General features: G+C 70.3%; 11 protein-coding genes. 9 read left to right on the top strand and 2 right to left on the bottom strand.

Annotation, left to right across the window (positions count from 1 at the left end):
- Positions 1-18 precede the first annotated feature (18 nt).
- Entirely contained in the window at positions 19-1,833 is a 1,815-nt protein-coding gene (locus ACQ4L4_RS07810; RefSeq protein WP_431103682.1) for a response regulator, read from the bottom strand.
- Positions 1,830-4,964 carry a two-component regulator propeller domain-containing protein gene (locus ACQ4L4_RS07805; RefSeq protein WP_431103680.1) on the bottom strand — a complete coding sequence of 1,045 codons (3,135 nt, stop codon included), beginning with the start codon at positions 4,962-4,964 and terminating at the stop codon, positions 1,830-1,832. The genes ACQ4L4_RS07810 and ACQ4L4_RS07805 overlap by 4 nt, the downstream gene beginning before the upstream one ends.
- 230 nt (positions 4,965-5,194) lie before the next feature.
- On the opposite strand from ACQ4L4_RS07805, the gene ACQ4L4_RS07800 reads away from it, so the two are divergent.
- The 9 genes from ACQ4L4_RS07800 to xylA all read left to right on the top strand — a co-directional run bounded on the left by ACQ4L4_RS07800 (position 5,195) and on the right by xylA (position 19,352).
- On the top strand, positions 5,195-6,787 hold the full coding sequence (locus ACQ4L4_RS07800; protein ID WP_431103679.1) for a GH39 family glycosyl hydrolase: 1,593 nt from the start codon (positions 5,195-5,197) through the stop codon (positions 6,785-6,787).
- A 165-nt stretch (positions 6,788-6,952) separates the two neighbouring features.
- Complete coding sequence (gene yicI / locus ACQ4L4_RS07795) at positions 6,953-9,223, top strand: alpha-xylosidase (RefSeq protein ID WP_431103678.1); 2,271 nt, start codon at positions 6,953-6,955, stop codon at positions 9,221-9,223.
- Positions 9,223-11,037, top strand: a complete 1,815-nt coding sequence (locus ACQ4L4_RS07790; RefSeq protein ID WP_431103677.1) for a glycoside hydrolase family 9 protein — start codon at positions 9,223-9,225, stop codon at positions 11,035-11,037. Before yicI ends, ACQ4L4_RS07790 begins: the two co-directional genes overlap by 1 nt.
- Positions 11,038-11,147: 110 nt before the next feature.
- Positions 11,148-12,230: a multiple monosaccharide ABC transporter substrate-binding protein gene (gene chvE / locus ACQ4L4_RS07785; protein ID WP_431104898.1), complete on the top strand. Its 1,083-nt coding sequence runs from the start codon at positions 11,148-11,150 to the stop codon at positions 12,228-12,230.
- Positions 12,231-12,248: 18 nt separating this feature from the next.
- Positions 12,249-13,826, top strand: a complete 1,578-nt coding sequence (locus ACQ4L4_RS07780) for an ATP-binding cassette domain-containing protein (RefSeq protein ID WP_431103675.1) — start codon at positions 12,249-12,251, stop codon at positions 13,824-13,826.
- Positions 13,819-15,042, top strand: coding sequence for a multiple monosaccharide ABC transporter permease (gene mmsB / locus ACQ4L4_RS07775; RefSeq protein ID WP_431103674.1), 1,224 nt, complete (start codon positions 13,819-13,821; stop codon positions 15,040-15,042). Before ACQ4L4_RS07780 ends, mmsB begins: the two co-directional genes overlap by 8 nt.
- Before the next feature lie 187 nt (positions 15,043-15,229).
- Positions 15,230-16,489 (top strand): ROK family protein, encoded by a 1,260-nt coding sequence (locus ACQ4L4_RS07770; RefSeq protein WP_431103673.1) that lies wholly within the window; start codon positions 15,230-15,232, stop codon positions 16,487-16,489.
- On the top strand, positions 16,486-17,961 hold the full coding sequence (gene xylB / locus ACQ4L4_RS07765) for a xylulokinase (protein ID WP_431103672.1): 1,476 nt from the start codon (positions 16,486-16,488) through the stop codon (positions 17,959-17,961). The genes ACQ4L4_RS07770 and xylB overlap by 4 nt, the downstream gene beginning before the upstream one ends.
- A 74-nt stretch (positions 17,962-18,035) precedes the next feature.
- Entirely contained in the window at positions 18,036-19,352 is a 1,317-nt protein-coding gene (xylA, locus tag ACQ4L4_RS07760; RefSeq protein WP_431103670.1) for a xylose isomerase, read from the top strand.
- The last annotated feature ends 2 nt before the right edge of the window (positions 19,353-19,354 follow it).

Genomic DNA, 19,354 nt, shown 5'->3' with positions numbered 1-19,354 from the left:
GCGACGGCACGCCGGCCGTCAGCCCGCGCCCTTCGGCGCATCGATCCACTGCAGACCGAGCTGTTCACCGATGTGGACCTGCAGCTCCTTCAAGGACACCGGCTTGGTCAGGAACACGTTCACGCCGGCCTGCAGGCAGGCGGCGCGGTGTTCGGCCGTGGCCGAGGCCGAAATCGCGATCACGGGCACCGCGGACAGATCGGCATCCCGACGCAGCCGGCGCGTGGCCTCCATGCCGTCCATCGACGGCATCAGGCTGTCGATCAGGATCAGGTCCGGCCGGAAGCGCGTCGCGGCCACCGCCAGTTCGTCGCCGTCGGCCGCCTGCGCCACTTCAAAACCGGCGTCGGTGAGGAAGTCGCACATCAGCGTGCGGTTCCCCTCCACGTCGTCGACCACGAGCACCCGCCTCGGCGCACCCAGGTAACGCGGCACGCCGGGCGTCGTGTGGGGCGCGTCCTGCGCCGGGACCTCCGCCGTCGGCAGCGGCAGCTCCACGCAGAAACGCGTGCCGCTGCCGAAGACGCTGCTGACCTGCATCTGCCCGCCCATGTCGTTCACCAGCGCCCGCGTGATCGCCAGGCCCAGGCCGCTGCCGCCGCTGCGATGCCGCGCGTCGCCGACCTGCACGAAGGGCTCGAAGATGCGTCCCAGGTCCTCCGGTCGCATGCCGACACCGGTGTCCTCGACCTCCAGCCGCAGCAGCACCTGCGCGGCGCTCCGCGGCTCGCCGGAAGCACGCAAGGAGACCGTGCCGCGGTCGGTGAACTTGATCGCATTGCCCAGCAGGTTCAGCAACACCTGGCGCAACCGGCGCTCGTCGACGAGCACGCCCGCCGGCAGGCCCGTCCCGGCGTCGAACTGGAACGCCAGGCGCTTCTCGTCCGCCTTCACCCGCATCAGGTTCACCACCCGCCGCAGGGCGTCGGACAGGTTCACCGGCGCCGGATTCGACGCCGTGTGGCCGGCCTCGATGCGCGCCAGGTCGAGGATGTCGTTGATCAGCGCCAGCAGGTGCAGGCCGCTCTGGTGGATCGTGTCCAGCCCGCGGGCCTGCCGGGCGCTCAGGCCCCCTTCCATGCTCAGCAGTTGCGCGTAGCCGAGGACACCGTTCAGCGGCGTGCGCAACTCGTGGCTCATGCCGGCGAGGAACTCGCTCTTGGCGCGGTTGGCGGCCTCCGCCGCATGCCGGGCGGCCCGCTCGGTCTGGAGCATCCCGCGATCGAGTTCGGTCCTGTCGGCCTGCGTGCGATCCTGGGCGTCGAGTTTCGACAGGATGCTTCGCACCTGCGCTTCGACCGTCGCTTCGCTGAGCCCGAGCGCCGAGGCAATCTCCTGGTAGGCGTTGCCCTGCGCGATGAATCGCAGGACGCTGATCTCGGCCGGGGTGAGCGCCTCGTCCGTGACCTGCCCGGCCAGTTCGAACGAGGCTTCGGAAGGCAGCGCCATGCGGCCGGCATGCACGGCGCGGATGGCGTCGAGCAGCTCCTTGTGCAGGGCGTTCTTCAGCAGGTAGCCCCGGGCGCCGGACTGCAGCGCGCGCTGCGCCTGGGCGTCGTCGGCGAAGGTGGTGAGCACGATGATCCGGGCGTCGGGGAACTCGGCCCGGATCGCGGCGATGGCGTCGAGACCGCCCATCCCGGGCATCTGCAGGTCCATGAGCGTGACGTCCGGCCGGTGCGTCCGGAACTGCTGGATCGCCTCGCGACCGTTCGACGCTTCCGCCACGAGGGCCATGTCCGACTCGACTGAGAGCAGCGTCGCAATGCCTTGCCGCACGATCGGATGATCGTCGACACAGAGCACCTGGATGCGCGTCAGATCTTCGGTCATTCGCCGACCTCGTTGGGCGAGAACTTCTTGTGATGGAGCCACGACCGTGCCGATGCGACAGGACTATACGCCCGCGATGCGGGGGTGCTGAACACCACCTCCGTGCCAGCGTCGGGACTGCTGCGAACCTCGAGCCTGCCGCCGACCAGCGCGGCGCGCTCGCGCATGCCGTTCAAGCCGTAGTGCCCTTGCTTCTCCCCCGTGCGCAGCACCTCCGGGTCGATCCCCTTGCCGTCGTCGCGCACCCGCACGCGCAGCTCCCGCGCGGCGTAGGCGATCTCCACGTCGACCCGTCCGGCATCGGCGTGGTGGACGGCGTTTCGCATCGCCTCCCCGGCGATGCGGAAGGCCTCGGCGCGCACGAGCGGATGCAGCGACCGCGGCGAGCCTTGCACCTTGACCTCCACGTCGACACGCAGCTCGACCCGCAGCTCGACCCGCAGCTCGACCCGCGACGACGCCGTGTGACCGCCCTCGTTCGCGAGCTCCTGCGCCAGCGCGCGCAAGGCGTCCGGCAGGTCGTTCTTCTCCTGCGCCGACGTGCGCAAGCCTTGCACGGTGTCGCGGCCTTCCGTGATCGCCTCGGCCACCTGGTCGATGGCGACCGCGAGGACCTGCTTCGATTCACGCGGGCGATCGGGCAGGAGGTTGAACGCGGCCTGGAACTGCAACAGCAAGCCGTTGAAGCGCTGCAACAGGGTGTCGTGCAGGTCGCGGGCGATGCTGGTGCGTTCGGCCACGCGCGCCTCCAGCGTCGCTTCGAACTGCTGATGCAGGCGCCGGATGCGCATGTGAAGCCAGGCCTGGAAACCGGCCCAGGCCAGGGCGACGAGCACGGCCGCGGCGGCCACGCGGAACCAGGTCGTCTGGTAGAAGGCCGGCTGGATCGAGAACGCCAGCTGCGCGCCCTCCTCGTTCCAGACGCCGCTGTTGTTGGACGCCTTCACGTGGAAGCGATAGCTGCCCGGCGCCAGGTTCGTGTAGGTGGCCTGGCGCCGGTCGACGGCTTCCTGCCAGTCGTCGTCGTGCCCCTCCAGCCGGTAGCGGAAGCGGGTGTTCGTCGGATCGACGAGACTCAGCGCGACGAAGTCGATCGTGATGTCGCGGATCAGCGGAGGAAGGCGAAGCCCGTCCCTGACCTCATGGGGTGTCTGGTCGGCCATGAGCGTCACGATGTGCACCGGCGGCGGCAGCGGATTGGTGGGCAGGTGATCGGGGTCGACCACATGCACGTCCGCTCCCGACACGAACCAGAGCCTGCCGTCCCGGGCCTTCGCCACCGGGGGGTTGAAGTAGGCCGGCGAGAAGGCCAGCAGCGGAACGCCGTCGGTGGCGCCCCAGACCTTCGCGGTGACCTTGCGGCTCGGGTCGGCCACCCAGGCGGCCAGATCGTCCTTCAGCACCCGGACGAGCCCGCAGGCCGCATACATCCACAGCGATCCGTGGTCGTCCGTCACCGACCAGTGGATCGTGTTGCAGGGCAGGCCGTTTCCCACCGTGAGCGTCGTGACGCGGCCGTCCTGGATCCGGCTGAGGCCGCCCTCCTCCGTGGCCGCCCACAACGCGCCGTCGGCATCGATGCGCAGACCCGCGACGTGGCCCGCCCCCAGCCCTTGCGCGGACGTGTAGGTCGCCTGGATCTTCCCGTCCTTGACGTACAGGACGCCGCCGTCCTGCCAGAAGGCCAGCCAGACGCCGCCTCGATCGGCCACGACGACCTTGGCCTGTTGCCGCCGGCCGAGCGCGGCCCACGGCATGTTCTCGACGAACCGGCCCTGGTGCAGGCGTGCCAGCCCCTTGTCGCTCGACAGCCAGAGGTGGCCCGCCTCGTCCCCGGTGATGGAGTAGATCTCCTTGCCGGGCACGTCGGCGACGGCGACGAAACGGTCCTTCGCCAGGTAGGCGAGTCCACCGCCCGTGCTCACCCAGAGCCGTCCGTCCGCGTCCTCGTACAGGGACTGCACCATCGGATCCGGCAGCCCGTCGCGCTCCCTGTAGACCGTGGGCCTGGCCTCCCTCCACCGGGCCAGTCCGTCATTGGTGGCGACCCAGACGCTGCCGTCCGTCGTGGCCAGCACGGATTTCGTCCCCTCGTTGGGCAGCCCCTGTTGCGTGGAGAGGGTGGTGATCGGGAGCTTGCGAAAACGGTCCACGCCCTTCTCGCTGCCGAACCAGATGTTGCCCTCCCGGTCCTGGAACAGGCTGCAGGCGATGTTGCCCGAGAGACCCTCCGCCCGGGTGAAGGTGTCCACCCTGCCCGCCCGCTCATGGAGGATGCCCCGGCCCTCGGTGCCGATCCAGAGACCGCCGTCGCGGTCCCGCAGCAGCTTGTTGGACTTGACGTCGCGGTCGGCGATCGGCGCCTCCTGCCTGAGGACGCTTCGCATCGGATAGTCCACCAGCTGGTCGTCCACGATCCGCTTGAGCCCCGCGCCGCGGATGCCGATCAGCAACTGGCCGTCGGTGGTCGTGCTCAGGTCGCCCACGCGCATCCCGGGGGTCTCGAATCGCCGGGGGGCGCCGGGCTGCCACCGCCAGAGGCCGGATTCCGCGCCCGCCCACAAGGTCCCGGCGCCGTCCTCTGCCAGGCTCCAGACGAACCTTCCGAATCCACCGTCCTGCGTGACGCATCGGGCCTGTCCGTCGCGCACCGAGCACAGTCGCCCAGGGTGCGCGAGCAGCCCGGCCCAGATCGTGCCGCTGCTGTCTTCGAGCAGCGAGGTCACGAAGCCTTCGGTCTGCGGATACCGGGTCAATGCCTGGCCGTTCCAGCTGACCAGGCCGTTGAAGGTGCCGATCCACAACGTGCCGTCGCGGGACACCAGCAGGGCGTAGGGATTGTCCGGCAGCGACTGGCCTTTCGGCGGCTGCCAGGGAACGAAGCGCAGGCCGTCGAATCGGAACAGGCCGAAGGACCCCGCGACCCACAGATAACCGTCCGGCGTCTGGGCCATGGCGAAGACCAGGCCCAGCAGGGCCCCGTCCCGCGCCGTCCAGGACGTGTGCGCGTATTGCGTGATCTGCAGGGGCGGATCCAGCGCGAGCGCCGGGGATGGCGGGAGGGACAGGACCGATGCCAGGAACAGCCCCGCCAGGAGGGGCGTGTGACCGTGGCCTTGCAGTCGACTCACAGCGATCCTTTGCCGCATGCAGTCCGGGCAGCGTATCGCGAAAGGACCGCGCGCGGGTGGCCTCAAGTGAGGGGGAGCCAACGGGGAATGACGGGAGCAAACGGGCGCAAACGGGAGCGACCTGGTCTCCGGGTTAGTTCTCATTAATTCGTACAGCGCTCGAACTAACATGAGCCAGTGCCGCATCGACAGATCGCCTTCGAGGCGACAGGCGCAAGGAGACACGACCCATGTTGACGTTCACCCGACGAGCCGCCGTCCAGGTGGCCACGCTGGCCCTCGCGCTGGCGCCGGTCGCCGCCCGGAGCGCCGGTCCCACCGCCCGGCCCGGCCGCAGCATCGACGTGGACGTCCAGCGGGCCGCCCAGCCGGTGGATCGCAGCTTCGACTACGCCGTCGGCGCCGACTTCCCCGGCACCCTGATCCGCGACGACAGCCAGGCGCAGCTCAAGACGGTTGTCGACGAGCTCGGCTTCCGCACCGTGCGTTTCCACGCGATCTTCCACGACGCGCTGAAGACCGTCACGAAGGACGCCGACGGCCGTCTGCGCTTCGACTTCAGCCGCATCGACACGCTCTACGACGGCCTGCTGGCCAAGGGCATCCGGCCCTTCGTCGAGCTCGGCTTCACGCCGGACGCGATGGCGACCTCGCCGCAGACGATCTTCTACTGGAAGGGCAACACCTCGCATCCGCAGGCCGAGCCGTGGACCGCGCTGGTCGACGCCTTCGCGCGCCACCTGATCGCGCGTTACGGGGCCGAGGAGGTGCGGCGCTGGCCCTTCGAGGTCTGGAACGAACCCAACCTCGCCGACTTCTGGGAACGCGCCGACCAGGCCGCCTACTTCGACCTTTATGCCCGCAGCGCCCGCGCGCTGAAGGCGGTCGATCCGCAGTTGAAGGTCGGCGGCCCGTCGACGGCCGGGGCCGACTGGGTCGTGCCCTTCCTCGCGTTCTGCAAGGACAAGGGCGTGCCGGTCGACTTCGTCACCACGCACACCTACGGCGTGGACGGCGGGTTCCTCGACGAGTTCGGCCAGGACGACAACAAGCTGTCGCGCTCGCCCGACGCGATCGTCGGCGACGTGACGCGGGTGCGCGCGGAGATCGAGGCCTCGCCCTTCCCCGGGCTGCCGCTCTACATCACCGAGTGGAGCGCCAGCTACAACCCGCGCGACCCGATCCACGACGACTACCTCAGCGCGCCCTACATCCTGGAGAAGCTGCGCCTCACGCGCGGCCTGGCCCAGGCGATGAGCTACTGGACCTACAGCGACCTGTTCGAGGAGGCCGGCCCGCCGCCGGCGCCGTTCCACGGCGGTTTCGGCCTGCTCACGCGCGAGGGCGTGCGCAAGCCGGCGTTCTTCGCCTACAAGTACCTCGGACAGCTGCGCGGCCGCGAGATTCCGCTCGTCGACGCCGGCGCGCTCGCCGCGGTCGACGGCGCCAAGGTCGCCGCGCTGGTCTGGGACTGGCGGCTGCCGGACCAGACCGTCAGCAACCGCCCCTTCTTCGGCGCGGTGCGTCCGGCCGCGAAGCTCGCGCCGGCGACGGTCCGCTGGCAAGGCCTGACCCCCGGCACCTACACCCTGCGCCAGTACCGCACCGGCTACGAGGCCAACGACGCCTACACCGCCTGGTTGAAACTCGGCAAACCGGGCACGCTGTCCGCCGCGCAACTGGCGAAGCTGCAGGCCCTGACCGTCGACCAGCCCGAGCGCGTGCGCACGGTGCGCGTGGGCCGCGACGGCCGCCACCGCGAATCCGTGCCGATGCGCACGCACGACGTGGTGCTGCTGACGCTGGAGCCCGCGCCGCGCTGACACGGCGTCGGGCAGAGGACGACAGGATGACAGGACGAGGGCCGCAAGACGGCCGCATGACGGCCGCACCACGGCCGCACGAAGATCCGCATGCCGAGCCGAACGAAGATCGAACGAAGATCGCATGAAGAGCCATCGACAGACAGGACAACGAGAAGGAGCCCCATGAAGTTCACCGACGGGCAATGGCTGCTGCAGCCGGGCGTCTCGGCGCACTACGCCACCGAGACCTATGCCGTGGACATCCACGACGACCGCGTCGTGCTGCTGGTCCCCACGCGCCCCATCAAGCACCGCGGCGACACGCTGCAGGGACCGACGCTGACCGTGACGCTGCGTTCGCCGCTGCCCGGCGTGATCCGGGTCAGCGTCGAGCATTTCAGCGCCTCCCAGGCGCCGAGGCTGCATGTCCCCATGGTCGGCGCCGACCCCCAGCGGCTGCAGGTCACCGAGACCGATCAGCTGCTGACCGTGACCTCCGGTCCGCTGTCGGTCGACGTGAAGAAGGGCGAAGGCTACGGCCTGGTCTTCCGCGAGGGGGACAAGGTCCTCACGCGCAGCGACTGGCGCTCGCTGGGTTACGTGCAATGGGCCGGCAAGGCCAACCACGTCCATGAACAGCTGACGCTGGCGGTCGGCGAATACGTCTACGGCCTGGGCGAGCGCTTCACCCCGTGGGTGAAGAACGGCCAGACGGTCGAGAACATCAACAAGGACGGCGGCACCGCCTGCGAGCAGGCCTACAAGAGCGTGCCCTTCTACCTGAGCAGCCGCGGCTACGGCGTGCTGGTCAACGAGGCCGGTCCGGTGTCCTTCGAGGTCGCCTCGGAAAAGACCTCCCGCGTGCAGTTCAGCCGCGAGGGCGAGACGCTCGACTACTGCGTCATCGCCGGTCCCACGCCCAAGGCCGCCGTCGCGCGCCTGACCGCGCTGACCGGACGCGCGCCGCTGCCACCGGCCTGGACCTTCGGCCTGTGGATGACGACCTCGTTCACGACGCAATACGACGAGGCGACCGCGACGCACTTCATCGACGAGATGGCGCGCCGTGAGCTGCCGCTCAGCGTCTTCCACTTCGACTGCTTCTGGATGCGCGAGTTCCAGTGGTGCGACTTCGAATGGGACCGCCGCGGCTTCCCCGATCCCGAGGGCATGCTCGCGCGGCTGCAGGCCAGGGGCCTGAGGATCAGCCTCTGGATCAACCCCTACGTCGCGCAGCGCTCGCCGCTGTTCGCCGAAGGCGTGCGCGAGGGCTACTTCCTCAAGCGCCCGAACGGCCTGACCTGGCAGACCGACCTCTGGCAGCCGGGCATGGCGATCGTCGACTTCACCAACCCCGCGGCCAAGGCCTGGTACCAGGGCCACCTGCGCCGCCTGCTGGCCATGGGCGTGCACTGCTTCAAGACCGACTTCGGCGAGCGCATCCCCGACAAGGACGTCGTCTACTTCGACGGCGCCGATCCGGTGGAGATGCACAACCTCTACGCGCTGCAGTACAACGAGGCCGTCTTCGACCTGCTGCGCGAGGTGCGGGGCGAGGACGCCGTGGTCTTCGCGCGCTCCACCTACGCCTCGGGCCAGCGCTTCCCGGTGCACTGGGGCGGGGACTGCTGGTCCAACTTCGAGTCGATGGCCGAGAGCCTGCGCGGCGGCCTGTCGCTGACCGCCTGCGGCTTCGCGTTCTGGAGCCACGACATCGGCGGTTTCGAAGGCAACCCGCCGCCGGCCGTCTACAAGCGCTGGATCCAGTTCGGGCTGCTGTCCTCGCACAGCCGCCTGCACGGCAGCAGCTTCTACCGCGTGCCCTGGCTCGTCGACGAGGAGAGCTGCGTGGTGCTGCAGCGCTTCACGCGGCTCAAGCATCAGCTGATGCCGTATCTCTACGCGACGGCGATCGCCGCGAGCGAGACCGGCGTGCCGACGATGCGCGCGCCGGTGCTGGAGTTCCCCGACGATCCCGCCTGCGCGACGCTGGACCGCCAGTACCACCTGGGCGACGCGTTGCTGGTCGCGCCCGTGTTCACCGACAGCGGCGAGGTCGACGTCTACCTGCCGGCCGGCCGCTGGACGCACCTGCTCAGCGGCGAGGTCGTCGACGGCAGCCGCTGGCGGCGCGAGACGCACGACTTCATGAGCCTGCCGCTCTATGTCGCGCCCAACACCGTGCTGCCCTGGGGCCTGCAGACCGAACGGCCCGATTACGACTACGCCGACGGCGTGGTGCTGCGGGTGTTCGCGCTGGACGACGGCGCGACCGCGCCCTTCGCGGTCGCGGCGCTGGACGGCTCGATCGCGGCGCGCGGGACGGTGACCCGCAGCGGCGCGGACTACCGCGTCCGGATCCTCGAAGGCGCGCTCCGCGACTGGATGGTCGAGGTCGACGGCCGGCGCAGCCCGCCGCAGACCGGCAGCGCCCTGGACTGGCAGGCCGAGTGATGCGGACCCGCATCCTGGCCCTGCTGATCGGGCTCGCGATCTTCGCCGTGGGCGCGACCGCCGTTTATGCGCAAGGCCAGGAGGCGCCGCGCCCAGGACGCGACGCGCGCATCGAGGTGAACCAGGTCGGCTACCTGCCCGGCGCGGCCAAGCGCGCTACCGTGCCCGCCGGCGCGGCGACGCGCTTCCAGCTCGTCGACGCCGACACCGGCCAGCCGGTGTGGAGCGGCAGGCTTGGCGCCGCGGCGCTGTGGGCACCGTCGCGCGACAAGGTCCGGATCGCCGACTTCTCCGCGCTGGTCCGGCCGGGACGGTATCGGGTGCGCGTCGCGGGCCTGCCCGACTCCGACGCGGTGACGATCGGCGCGGGCGTCTACGACGCGCTGGCCGCCGCCTCGATCCGGGCGTTCTACTTCAACCGCGCGGGCATCGCGATCACGCCGGCGCTGGCCGGTCCGTATGCGCGCCCCGCCGGGCATCCCGACACGCAGGTGCGGATCCACGCCTCGGCCGCCGGCCCCAGGCGCCAGGCCGGCGACGTCATCAGCAGCCCCAAGGGCTGGTACGACGCCGGCGACTACAACAAGTACGTCGTCAATTCCGGCATCACCGTCTACACGCTGCTGGCCGCCTACGAGCAGATGCCGGCGCGCACGCGTGCGTTGACGGTCGGCCTGCCCGAAAGCGGCGACGGCCTGCCCGACCTGCTCAACGAGGCCTTGTGGAACCTCGACTGGATGCTGACGATGCAGGATCCGGACGACGGGGGCGTCTATCACAAGCTGACGAATCCGAACTTCGACGGCGTCGTGATGCCCGACGCGGCGACGAGCTCTGGCGAGCGCGTCGTCGTGCAGAAGACGACGGCGGCGACGCTGGACTTCGCCGCGGTCATGGCCGTCGGCAGCCGCGTGTTCAAGGACTTCGAGGCCCAGCGGCCCGGCCTCTCGTCGCGCATGCGCCAGGCCGCGCTGCAGGCCTGGGCCTGGGCGCGGGCCCACCCCGGCGTGGTGTACCGCCAGCCGCCGGACATCCACACCGGCGACTATGGCGACGCCACGCTCGACGACGAGTTCGCCTGGGCCGCCGCCGAGCTCTACATCACCACCGGCGACGACGCGTTCTACGTCGCGATGAAGCCCGGGCAGACCACGATGACCGTCCCCTCGTGGGGCGACGTGCGCGGGCTGGCCTGGATGTCGCTCGCGACCCATCGCGAGCGGCTGACCGCCGCCGCCGATCGTGCATTGATCGAGCGCCGCATCCGCGCGCTGGCCGATGCGCTGGTCGAGAAAACGAAGCGCTCCGCATGGGGTGTCGCGCTCGACGACACGGACTTCCACTGGGGCAGCAACTCGGTCGCGCTGAACGAGGCGATGGTGCTGCTGCAGGCCGACCGCCTCGACGCCTCGCGTGCGGCGGCCGGCGGCGCCGGGCGTCGCGCCGGTCCCGCGGGCGGCGTCTATCGGCAAGGCGCGCAGGCGCTGTTCGACTACGTACTGGGCCGCAATCCGCTGGGCCTGTCGATGGTGACCGGTTTCGGCGCGCGCTCGCCGATGCACCCGCATCACCGCCCGTCGGAGGCCGACGGCGTGCCCGGACCGATCCCCGGCTTCGTCGTCGGTGGCGCCAACAGCGGCCAGCAGGACCTGAAGGGCTGCCCGGTGCCCTACCCCTCGGCGCTGCCCGCGCTGTCCTACCTCGACCACTTCTGCAGCTACGCGAGCAACGAGATCGCGATCAACTGGAATGCGCCGCTGGTCTACGTCTCGATCGCGCTCGGCGCGGACAGGGCCCCGGCATCGACGCGATAACCGCGACCGCGCCAGCGATGCCCAAACTGAGATCGACAACGCCGCGGTGCCGCAGTACAAACGCCCGGCGTTCATCAATTATTCAGGAGACGACAATGTTTCATACAGGTATGAACCGCCGGACCTCGCTCGCCAGGACCCTGCTGGTGGCGGGCGCCACGACGCTGTCCCTGCTGGCCGGTGCCGGCGCGCGGGCCGAGGACAAGGGCCTGGTGGGCATCTCGATGCCCACCAAGAGTTCGGCGCGCTGGATCGCCGACGGCGAGAACATGGTCAAGGCCTTCCAGGCCAAGGGCTACAAGGCCGACCTGCAGTACGCCGAAGACGACATCCCCAACCAGCTCGCGCAGATCGAGAACCTGATCACCCGCAAGGTCAAGGTGCTGGTGATCGCGCCCATCGACGGCTCGGCGCTGTCGCCGGTGCTGCAGAAGGCCGCGGACCGCGGCATCAAGGTGGTCGCCTACGACCGGCTCATCCGCGGCACGAAGAACGTCGACTACTACGTCACCTTCGACAACTTCCAGGTCGGCGTGATGCAGGGCCGCAGCATCGTCGACAAGCTCGGACTGGCGCAGGGCCAGGGCCCGTTCAACGTCGAGCTGTTCGGCGGCTCGCCCGACGACAACAACGCCGCGTTCTTCTACGACGGCGCGATGTCGGTGCTCAAGCCCTACCTGGACAGCGGCAAGCTGGTGGTGCGCAGCAAGCAGTTCGGCATGGCCAAGGTCGGCACGCTGCGCTGGGACGCGTCGACGGCGCAGGCCCGCATGGACAACCTGCTGTCGGCCTTCTACGGCAAGGACCGGCTGCACGCGGTGCTGTCGCCGTATGACGGCATCAGCATCGGCATCCTGTCGTCGCTCAAGGGCGCCGGCTACTGCACGGCCAAGCTGCCCTGCCCGATCGTGAGCGGCCAGGACGCGGAGCTGCCGTCGGTCAAGTCCATCCTCAAGCACGAACAGGCCAGCACCGTCTTCAAGGACACGCGCCAGCTCGCGCTGGCCGCCGCGACGGTCAGCGACGAGATGCTCTCGGGCAAGGCGCCCGCCGCCGTCAACGACACCAAGACCTACAACAACGGCGTCAAGGTCGTGCCCAGCGTGCTGCTCAAGCCGATCGCGGTCGATGCGGCCAACGTGAAGCAGGTCCTCGTCGACAGCGCGTACTACAAGGACACGCAGCTGCGTTGACGCGGTGCGGACCCCGTCATGAACGCGATCCCCGAGGACACGGGCGCCCTCCCGCTGCTGGAGCTGCGCGACATCACCAAACGCTTCCACGGCGTGGCGGCGCTCGCGGAGGTCCGGCTGCGCGTGCGCGCCGGCGAGATCCACGCGCTGTGCGGCGAGAACGGCGCCGGCAAGTCCACGCTGATGAAGGTGGTCTCGGGCGTGTACCCGCACCCCGACCACGGCGGCGACTACGGCGGCGAACTGCGCTTCGACGGCGAGGCCCGCCGCTTCGCCGGCATCGCCGACAGCGAGCGGCTGGGCATCATCATCATCCACCAGGAGCTGGCGCTGGTGCCGCAGCTCTCCATCGCGGAGAACCTGTTCCTGGGCCATGAGCCCGCGCGCCTGGGCGTGATCGACCGCCTGGCGATGCACGACCGCGCGGTGGCGCTGCTGGCGCGCGTCGGCCTGCGCGTGTCGCCCGAGACGCCGGTGGGCGAGCTGGGCGTGGGCCAGCAGCAGCTGGTGGAGATCGCCAAGGCGCTGGCCAAGCGGGTCCGTCTGCTGATCCTGGACGAGCCCACGGCCAGCCTCAACGAGACCGACAGCGACGCGCTGCTGGCGCTGCTGCTGGAACTCCGCGCCCAAGGCATCGCCTGCATCCTGATCTCGCACAAGCTCAAGGAGGTCACGCGCGTGGCGGACGGCCTCACGGTGCTGCGCGACGGACGCTCGATCCTGAGCGTGGACTGCGCCGCCGAGCCGCTCAGCGAATCCCGGATCATCCAGGCCATGGTCGGCCGCGACCTGGCGGACCGCTATCCGCGCCGCACGCCCGCGATCGGGGAGCTGCTGTTCGAGCTCGAGGGCTGGCGCGCCTTCCATCCGGTGCAGGCGGGGCGCGAGGTGGTGAAGGGCGTGGACCTGACGGTGCGCCGCGGCGAGATCGTCGGGATCGCCGGGCTGATGGGGGCCGGCCGCACGGAGCTGGCGATGAGCGTCTTCGGCCGCAGCTACGGCCGGCGCATCAGCGGCCGCGCGCGCCTGGACGGGCGCGAGGTCGACCTGTCCACGGTGCCCAAGGCGATCGCCGCCGGGCTCGCGTACGTGACCGAGGACCGCAAGTCGCTCGGCCTGCTGCTGGACGAATCCATCGCCGTCAACACCTCGCTGGCGCATCTGCGCGGCGTCTCGCGCGCCGGCGTGCTGGACGCGCCGCGCGAGCACGAGGTGGCGCAGGACTTCCGCCGGCAGCTGGCCACGCGCTGCGCGGGCGTGGACCAGCGCGTCATGCACCTGTCGGGCGGCAACCAGCAGAAGGTGGTGCTGGCCAAGTGGCTGTTCTCGCAGCCCCGCCTGCTGATCCTGGACGAGCCCACGCGCGGCATCGACGTGGGCGCCAAGTTCGAGATCTACAGCCTGATCGCCGGCCTGGCCGCGCAAGGCTGCGGGATCCTGCTGATCTCCTCGGAGATGCCGGAACTGCTGGGCCTGTGCGACCGCCTGTATGTGATGAACGAAGGTCGCATGGTGGCGGAGTTCCCCGCCGCCGGCACCACCCAGGAAATGATCATGGGCGCCATCGTGGGCGCCGGAGAGCACGCTCATGTCTGAACCGATCGCGGCGGCCGTGACGCCGCCGGCCCATCCCCTGACCCGTCCACTGGCCCAGCCGGCCGGCATCGCCCACTTCCTCAAGCGCCACCTGCGCGACTACGGCATGCTGCTGTCGCTGCTGGCGATCATGACCCTCTTCGAGGTGCTCACCGACGGCACGCTGCTCGAGCCGCTGAACCTGACCAACCTCGTGCTGCAGAACAGCTACATCGTCATCATGGCGCTGGGCATGCTGCTGGTGATCGTGGCGGGGCACATCGACCTGTCGGTGGGCTCCGTGTGCGGCTTCATCGGGGCGCTGGCGGCGGTGCTGATGGTGCAGCACGGATGGGGGGCCTTCCCCGCGGGCCTGGCCTGCCTGGCGGCCGGCGCCGCGATCGGGGCGGCGCAGGGCTGGTTCGTCGCCTACCTGGGCATTCCGTCCTTCATCGTGACGCTGGCGGGCATGCTGGTGTTCAAGGGGCTGGCGCTGGCCCTGCTGCAGGGGCAGTCGCTGGGGCCCTTCCCCGACGGCTTCCAGGCGCTGAGCGGGGGCTTCCTGCCCGAGCTCTTCGGCCAGGAAGACCCGCGGCCCACGACGCTGGGCCTGGGGCTGTTCCTGGCGGCGGTCTCGCTGACGGTCACCTGGCGGCACCGCGCGGCCGCGCGCAGCCACGGCATGGAGACCGAGCCCGGCCTCATCTTCTGGCTCCGCCAGGCGCTGCTGACGGGCGCGATCGGCGCGATGAGCTGGCTGATGGCGTCCTACAAGGGACTGCCCACGGTGATGGTGGTGATGGTCGTGCTGACGCTGCTCTACGACTTCGTCGCGACGCGGACGACGCTGGGACGCCGCGTCTACGCCGTGGGCGGCAACGAGAAGGCGGCGCGGCTGTCGGGCGTGCGCACGCAGCGCATCGCCTTCCTGACCTTCGTGAACATGGGCGCGCTGGCGGCGCTGGCCGGACTGGTCTTCGCCGCGCGGCTCAACACGGCCACGCCCAAGGCCGGCCTGGGCTTCGAGCTGGACGTGATCGCCGCGTGCTTCGTCGGCGGCGCCTCGGCCTCGGGCGGCGTCGGCAAGATCATGGGCGCCGTCATCGGCGCGTTCGTGATGGGCGTGATGAACAACGGCATGTCCATCCTCGGCGTGGGCATCGACTACCAGCAGGTGATCAAGGGTCTGGTCCTGCTGGCGGCCGTGTTCATCGACGTCTACAACAAGCGCAAGTAATCCGGGCTCGGCCTGATCGGGCCGAGGGAAGCTCCGCACAACCCCCACGACCATCGCGGCGATCGACGCTGATCTTCCCTAGGTGTTTTCCTCCTATTTATTAGTTCATCGCCCCAACTAATATGAATCCCATGGACGCGCGATCAGCGCGGACCACCTACAACAAGACAAGCAGGAGACGACGCGCATGCAAGCCGACACCAGCGGTGGCCAGCAACTGTTGAAGTCCATCAACCGGATGGCCCTGGTCCGCCACCTGTGCGCGCATCCCGGGCTGTCGCGCGCCGATCTCGCCACGGACATCGGCCTGACGAAGTCGACGATCACCAGCCTCGTGCGCGAGCTGATCGCCGAGGGATGGCTGATGGAGAGCAGCGTCGTCGCCACCGGCGATCTCGGCCGCCGCCCTACCCCGCTGTTCATCAGCCCGGACCACCTGCTGCTGCTCGGGGCCGAAGTCGGCATCGACGGCGTGCGCGTCGTGGCCACCACGCTGACCGGCGAGGTGTGCGCCCGGGCCGTCTCGGGCTTCGGCGCGAGCCGCAGCGCCAAGGCCTGCATCGGCGTGCTGGCGACGGTGCTCGCCAAGGTCCGCGCGCAACTGGATGCGTCGCAGCAGATCATCGGCATCGGCGTGGGGCTGCCCGGCGGCGTGGACGAGGAACGCGGCGTGCTGCACTTCGCGCCCAACCTCGGCTGGCATGACGTGGCGGTGGGTCAGTTGCTGGCGGAGAAGCTCGACGGCGGCCCGCTGTCCGGCATCCCCCTCTTCCTGCAGAACGAGGCCGACGTCGCGGCGCTCGGCGAGATGGAATTCAACGCCGGCGCCCCCGTCGACCCGCTGCTGTATGTGTCGATCAACCAGGGCGTGGGCGCGGGCGTGATCGTCGGCGACCGGTTGCTGACCGGCGCCAGGGGCTTTGCCGGCGAGGTCGGGCACATGATCCTGCAGATCGACGGCCCGTTGTGCTCCTGCGGCCGGCGCGGCTGCGCCGAGGCGCTGATCGGCATGCGCGCGATGCTGCGTCCCGGCGAGGCCGAGGAGCCCGGCCCGCATTCGCTGCCCGACATCCGCGGGCGCCTGATCGACGGCGACCGCAAGACGGCCAAGGCGGTCGAGTCCGCGGGCCGCTACCTGGGCGTGCTGCTCCAGAATCTGGCCACCGCCTACGACCCCGCCTGCATCGTGCTCGGCGGCAGCGTGGTGGAGCTGGGCGACGCCTTCCTCGATCCCGCGCTGACCACGCTCAACGAGTACGCCGGGGCCGCCGGCCTCGCGCCGACGCCGGTGCGCACCTCCCGTTTCGGCGCCGACGCCGTCGCGGCCGGCGCCGCGGCGCTGGCCCGCTATCGCGTCACCCGGCCCCAGCTGCCGCTGGCCGGCGGCGGCGCGCGTGCGAGCGCCACGACGCCGGCGGAGAGCGAAGGCGAGGAGACCTCGCTGTGACGTCCGGCCCGACCTTCCTGGGCATCGACCTCGGGACGTCCGACCTCAAGCTGCTGCTGATCGACGCGGCGGGTGCCGTGGTCGGTCGCGCCGCCTCGCCGCTGACCGTGTCGCGGCCCGAGCCGCTGTGGTCCGAGCAGGATCCCGCCGACTGGTCGAGCGCCCTGGTCGCCGCGGTGGGGCACCTGCGCGCGACGGCGCCCGCGGCGTTCGCGCGCCTGCGCGGCATCGGGTTGTCCGGTCAGATGCATGGGGCCGTGCTGCTCGACGCGCAGGACCGCGTGCTGCGTCCGGCCATCCTCTGGAACGACGGCCGCAGCCATGCCGAGTGCGACGAACTGAGCGCCGCCTCGCCCGGCCTGCATGAGATCGCCGGCAACCTGGCGATGCCCGGCTTCACCGCGCCCAAGCTGCTGTGGGTGCGCAAGCATGAGCCGGAGATCTTCGACCGCACCCGCAGCGTCCTGCTGCCCAAGGACTACCTGCGCCTGCTGCTGACCGGCGACAAGGTCAGCGACCCGTCGGATGCCTCCGGCACGCTGTGGCTGGACGTCGCGCGTCGCGACTGGTCCGATGAACTGCTCGCCGCCACCGGCCTGACGCGCGCCCACATGCCGCGGCTGGTCGAGAGCAACGCGCCCTCTGGGGTGCTGCGCGCCGAGCTTGCCGACGCCTGGGGCGTGGCGGGCGACATCGTCGTCGCCGGCGGCGCGGGCGACAACGCCGCCAGCGCGATCGGGATCGGCGCCACGGCGCCGGGGCTGGGCTTCGTGTCGATGGGGACCTCGGGCGTGCTGTTCGTCGTCAACGATCGATTCCGGCCGAATCCCGCCTCGGCGGTCCACGCGTTCTGCCATGCGCTGCCGCAGCGCTGGCACCAGATGAGCGTGATGCTGAGCGCGGCCAGCGCGCTGCGCTGGTTCTGCCAGCTCTGCGGCACGACCGAGGCGGCGCTGCTCGAGGAGATCGAGGCGCTGGACCCCGCGGACCTGGCCACGGCGCCGCTGTTCCTGCCCTACCTCGCCGGCGAACGCACGCCCCACAACGATCCCTTCGCGACGGGATCCTTCCACGGCCTGACGCACGACACCCGTCGCGCCCATGCCGGCTACGCGGTGCTGGAGGGCGTCGCCTTCGGCCTGGCCGACGGCCTGGCCGCCTTGCGCGCCGCGGGCACCGAGGTGTCGCGGCTGTCCATCGTCGGCGGCGGCGCGCGCAGCGGCTTCTGGGCCCAGCTGATCGCGGACGTGCTCGACGTCGAGATCGTCCGCCACGCCGATGCCGATGCCGGCGGGGCGCTGGGCGCCGCGCGCCTGGGCCGCATGGCTGCCGGCGACGGCATCGACGAGTCCTGTCCGCCGCCGCCGGTCATCGAGCGCTGCACGCCCTCGCCCGCGCGCCGGGAGCAGCTCGCCGGACGACTCCAGGTGTTCCGCGCGCTCTATCCGTCCCTGCCCTTGCGGCCCGCCTGATCCACCGATTCCGCCCCGCGCCCGGCCCCGACGGCCTGGCGCCGGCCCTTGCCACATCGACCCGCAGGTGCTCCATGACCAGCTACTTCTCGCACATCGACCCGATCCGCTACCAAGGCCCCGACACCGATCAGGCGCTCGCCTTCCGGCACTACGACAAGGACCGCGTCGTCCTGGGCAAGACCATGGCGGAGCATCTGCGTTTCGCCGCCTGCTACTGGCACAGCTTCTGCTGGACCGGCCTGGATCCGTTCGGCGGCGGCACCTTCGAACGCCCCTGGTTCCAGGGCGGCTCGCCGATGGAGCTCGCGCGCCAGAAGGCCGATGCCGCCTTCGAGTTCTTCCACAAGCTCGGCGCGCCGTACTACTGCTTCCACGACCGCGACGTCGCGCCCGAAGGCGCCACGCCCAAGGAAAGCCACGACAACCTGCTGCGCCTGGTCGACGTGCTCGGCGAGCACCAGCAGCGCACCGGCATGAAGCTGTTGTGGGGCACCGCCAACCTGTTCAGCCATCGCCGCTTCATGGCCGGCGCGGCGACCAATCCGGATCCGGAGATCTTCGGCCTGGCCGCGCTGCAGGTGCGCGACGCCATGGACGCCACCATGCGCCTGGGCGGTGAGAACTACGTGCTGTGGGGCGGCCGCGAAGGCTACGAGACCCTGCTCAACACCGACATGGGCCGCGAGTTCGACCAGATGGGCCGCTTCCTGTCCATGGTCGTCGAGTACAAGCACCGCAAGGGCTTCCAGGGCACGATCCTGCTCGAACCCAAGCCGCGCGAACCGGCCAAGCACCAGTACGACTTCGACACCGCCACCGTCTACGGCTTCCTGACCCGCTACGGTCTGGAGAAGGAGGTCAAGGTCAACATCGAGGCCAATCACGCCACGCTGTCGGGCCACAGCTTCGAGCACGAGATCGCCACCGCCGCGGCGCTGGGCATCCTCGGCAGCATCGACATGAACCGCGGCGACCCGCAACTGGGCTGGGACACCGACCAGTTCCCGAACAACGTGCCCGAGCTGGCGCTGGCGATCTATCACATCCTGCAGGCCGGCGGCCTGGGCGCCGGCGGCTTCAACTTCGACGCCAAGGTGCGCCGCCAGTCGATCGACGCCGAGGACCTCTTCCACGGCCACATCGGCGGCATGGACGCCTGCGCCCGCGCGCTGCTGGTGGCCGAGCAGATGATCCTCGACGGCGGTCTGGCGCGCCACCTCGCCCAGCGCTACGCTGGCTGGGAGGCGCCCGAAGCGCGCGCGATCCTCGACGGCCGCATCCCCCTGGATCAGTTGGCCGATCGCGTGCTGACCCGCAACACCGATGTCGCGCCGCGTTCCGGGCGGCAGGAGTTCCTCGAAAACCTCGTCAACCGCTTCATCGGCTGACG

It is taken from the genome of Roseateles noduli (assembly GCF_050626985.1).
Lineage (GTDB): Bacteria > Pseudomonadota > Gammaproteobacteria > Burkholderiales > Burkholderiaceae_C > Roseateles > Roseateles noduli_A.
The sequence above is the reverse complement of the archived record's forward strand: the minus strand, read 5'-3'. Positions and strand labels throughout refer to the sequence as shown.